Origin of the sequence: Vibrio sp. 10N.222.48.A3 (assembly GCF_041475345.1) — a bacterium.
GTDB classification, from domain to species: domain Bacteria; phylum Pseudomonadota; class Gammaproteobacteria; order Enterobacterales; family Vibrionaceae; genus Vibrio; species Vibrio tasmaniensis_A.
This window is the reverse complement of the sequence record NZ_JBFRVX010000728.1, coordinates 1-3,948: the sequence shown is the minus strand read 5'-3', so window position 1 is coordinate 3,948 and position 3,948 is coordinate 1. Positions and strand designations below refer to the sequence as shown.

At 45.6% G+C, this 3,948-nt stretch carries 4 protein-coding genes; 3 read left to right on the top strand and 1 reads right to left on the bottom strand.

Going from position 1 to position 3,948, the window contains the following annotated elements; all coding sequences use genetic code 11:
- Together AB4653_RS19040 and cydC are read left to right on the top strand one after the other, a co-directional pair.
- On the top strand, positions 1-658 hold a 658-nt coding region (locus AB4653_RS19040), incomplete at its 5' end, for an ATP-binding cassette domain-containing protein (RefSeq protein WP_372105008.1).
- On the top strand, positions 651-2,372 hold the full coding sequence (cydC, locus tag AB4653_RS19035; RefSeq protein ID WP_009846460.1) for a heme ABC transporter ATP-binding protein/permease CydC: 1,722 nt from the start codon (positions 651-653) through the stop codon (positions 2,370-2,372). The genes AB4653_RS19040 and cydC, both read left to right, overlap by 8 nt.
- Before the next feature lie 154 nt (positions 2,373-2,526).
- Here the strand turns inward: cydC and AB4653_RS19030 are convergent, their stop codons facing one another.
- Positions 2,527-3,393 carry a LysR family transcriptional regulator gene (locus AB4653_RS19030; RefSeq protein ID WP_009846459.1) on the bottom strand — a complete coding sequence of 289 codons (867 nt, stop codon included), beginning with the start codon at positions 3,391-3,393 and terminating at the stop codon, positions 2,527-2,529.
- A 142-nt stretch (positions 3,394-3,535) separates the two neighbouring features.
- Here AB4653_RS19030 and AB4653_RS19025 point away from each other — a divergent pair, with 142 nt between their 5' ends.
- Entirely contained in the window at positions 3,536-3,910 is a 375-nt protein-coding gene (locus tag AB4653_RS19025) for a nuclear transport factor 2 family protein (RefSeq protein ID WP_009846458.1), read from the top strand.
- The last annotated feature ends 38 nt before the right edge of the window (positions 3,911-3,948 follow it).

Here is a 3,948-nt window from a genome sequence, read left to right as displayed (position 1 = left end):
CCAATCGACTGCGTTAGTTGGCCCAAGTGGTGCGGGTAAAACAAGTTTGATCAATGCCATCCTTGGTTTCATGCCTTATGAAGGAAGCTTGAAAATCAATGGCATTGAACTGCGTGACTTAGACTTAGCCTCTTGGCGTAAAACCATTAGCTGGGTGGGTCAAAACCCATTGTTGTTGCACGGCAGCATTCGTGACAACGTCACCCTGGGTAAGCACGATATTGCTGACCAAGTTGTCGAGAATGCACTTGAGCAATCATTTGCTAGCGATTTCGTTAACGAACACGGCTTGGATTACATGATTTCTGATCGCTCTGGCGGCCTGTCTGTTGGTCAATCTCAGCGTTTGGCACTAGCTCGCGCAATGATTCAAGATGGCCAGTTCTGGTTGTTAGATGAACCCACTGCCAGCCTAGATACTCGTAGCGAACAGTTAGTGATGAAAGGCATCAATAGCAATATTGAAAGCCGCACTGCCCTGCTTGTAACGCACCAACTCGCACCTCTTAAATCAGTCGATAATATTCTGGTGATGCGTGATGGCGGTCTGGTTGAACAAGGTCATTACTCTCAGCTTTCGACTGCGGGTGGTTTGTTTGAAGAGATGCTGAACGCGAACTTAGCTCAACAAGATAATAAGGGTAATTTAGATGCGTGATTTACTGCCTTACCTGAAACTCTATAAAAAGCATTGGTTTGGCCTATCGCTAGGCATGCTATTGGCTTTTGCTACTCTGTCGGCTTCTATCGGCTTGTTAACGCTATCAGGCTGGTTCATTTCAGCTTCTGCGGTTGCAGGCCTTACGATTGCACGTGAAACCTTCAACTACATGCTACCGGGTGGTGGTGTACGTGGTTTGGCAATGAGCCGTACTGCGGGTCGTTGGGGTGAACGTGTTGTCAGCCACAATGCAACATTCAAACTGTTAACTGATTTACGTATCTTTTTCTTCAAGAAGCTGGCTCCGCTGATCCCAGGTCGTATCTCAAACCTTCGTGACGCCGATCTACTGAACCGTTTGGTTGCTGATGTCGACGCGATGGATCACGTGTACTTACGTTTAGTAAGCCCTGTGACGGTGGGTGTGTTTGGGATTTTCTTCCTGACTCTATTCTTAATGTGGTTCGATAGTTCGCTTGGTTTGATCTTAGGTTCTATCCTTCTGATCATGCTGTTGGTTTGGCCAATCTTGTTCTACAAGCTGGGCAAGCGTAACGGCGGTGAGCTGACACAGAACAAAGCTGACCTTCGTGTGACTACGCTAGATTGGGTTGAAGGCTACAGCGAACTGACTCTGTTCGGTGCTGAAGAGCGGTACCGTAATGCGATTCTAGAAACGCAACACAAGCTGATGGCGAATCAGTTTGTGAATGCTAACCTAACTGGTATGGCGTCAGCTGCACTAATGCTGTTCAACGGTTTGACGTTGGTTCTTATGCTTTGGCTTGCGGCTGACGGCGTGGGTGGCAATGCACCAGACCCGTTCATCGCGCTAATGGCGTTCGCTACTATGGCAAGTTTTGAACTGCTGATGCCTATCACAGGCGCGTTCCAGCATTTAGGTCAAACTCTGTCTTCTGCTCGTCGCTTGAACGAAGTGATTCTGTCGGAGCCTGAAGTTCAGTTTGCTGAAGAGAAGCTCGACATCAATAAGCCACTTGATATTACGTTCTCAAACGTGACGTTCAACTACCCTGATTCTGAGCGCAGTGTTCTGAACGCTGTTGAGCTAACAATTCCGGCAACGAACAAGGTTGCGATTGTGGGTCAAACGGGTTCAGGTAAATCGACTCTGATTCAGCTTCTGACTCGCTACTGGGATCCTAAAAAGGGCTACATCTCAATCGCGGGTATTGAACTGACGCAGTGGAATGAATCACAGCTTCGTGAATCAATCAGTGTGGTAAGCCAGCGTGTCGACATCTTGAATGGCAGCCTACGCGACAACTTGTTGATTGCGAAACCAGATGCCAACGATGAGCACCTAGCTAACATCCTTAAAGACGTTGGTCTAGAAAAGCTGCTTGAGAATGATGGTCTTGATAGCTGGTTGGGTGACGGTGGTCGTCAACTGTCTGGTGGTGAGAAGCGCCGTATTGGTATCGCACGTGCCATTCTTCATGATGCCCCTATCCTGCTTCTAGATGAGCCAACAGAAGGCTTAGATAAGCAAACAGAACACAGTATCATGGCACTGTTCGAGAAGCACTTTGAAGGCAAGACGGTTATCTTCATTACGCACCGTTTGATTGGTCTGGAAGCGATGGATTCTATCGTTCTAATTGAACAAGGCGAGATTGTAGAACACGGCTCTCATGAATCGCTGTTAAACGAAGAAGGACGTTACTTCCAACTTCGTCAGGCAATCTAGCTCCTCATAAGTTATAAAGAAAACCATTCAAAGCCCGAGTTTATACTCGGGCTTTTTAGTGTCTTTATGTTTTTGTATCTTCACTCTTGAGCAATCTATTAGGCAAGTTTGGTTTTAAGCCTCTTTACTAAATCACTAACTTATCGAATTGGTTTTAAACAAAGTTCTGTTTGAGCTTCTCTTCTAACGCTTGAACGCACAGTTTGATGGCAATCGGTGTGTTTGAGGCGAATGAGTTCAACGCATAAACCGTGTTAGTGGGTAGTTGAAAACTTGGTAAGAGATCGACCACTTCATTTGATAGTTGATGAAGATAGAAGTCTGGGATCACACCAATGCCAACGCCAAATTTGATCAACGCGAGACAACTATGAAAGGAGTTCGTAGTGCAGCTTGCTTGTTGTTGGTAAATAAAGTCTTGATCTGTTTGAGAAGTAAAGCGATGAGAGACTTGCTTACCTTGCCATGAGTTAGCAATGTAAGGGATAGATTCAAGCTCACGAGAACGCATGCTTTCAACGCCACACAACACGTCTTTAAACTCGCCCAAGCGTTTCTGCTTTAGGTTGCTGTCACGAGAACTGCCCACTCGTACTGCGAGATCAATATCGTGTTCCATGAAATCTAAGTGCTGATCATCGCTGATCAGCTCTGGTTTTAACTTCGGGTATTGCTTCATCAAGTCTGCAATAACAGGCGCGACCAATAAATCCATCAACGCATTCGGTGCAGTAATACGAATCCGACCTTGTGGCTCTTCTAGCTCAGCTTTGGCCATATCCCAAGCCGAGTCAGCAATCACGTTGATGTCTTTGCAGCTTAAATAAAAACGCTCACCCATACTGGTCAGAGATTGCCTCCGTGTTGTGCGTTTGAGAAGTGAAGCACCTAGTTCTTGTTCCAGAATTTTGAGGTGCTGACTGACGACGGACTTGGATAACTCAAGCTTTTCAGCCGCAGCTGATACTGAGCCCTGCTCTACGATGTGAGCGAAAATCGACATCTGCTTTAGCTTACTCATCTTATTGTTCTCTTTTTACACACAGTATTTTCTATTATCTCTGTTTTTCAATTTAATTTCCAAGGCTAAACTGAATCCAACTTATCGAGATAACCAAATCAAAGACACAGTGTTTGAAAGAAGACTGATATGGAGAAAGACAATGTTAAACAACCAAATTTTAGAAGCATGTAAGCAAGGCATTAACGCATGGCAGAAAGCATTCAACAGCCAAGATGCGAAAGGTTGTGCAGATCAATATGCTGAAAGCTGTGTAATGGAAGCGCGTCCATTTGGTACTTTTGAAGGTCGTGAAGCGATTCAAGCATTTTGGCAAAACATCATCGACCAAGGTTTCAAAGACGTTGATTACACAGACGTTACGTGGGAAGAGCACCCAGAAGGCGGCTACATTTTGACGGCTAGTTGGACAATGAACAAAGCGTTTGGTGTTGTGCATCGTGAGCACTGGGCACTAGAAGCCGATGGTTGCGCTCGTTTAATCAGCGATGACTTTGAGGTTCAAGGCGAACGCTAGCCTACTCGCTTTTAAAAGAACAAGCCGCTTTAAAAAAT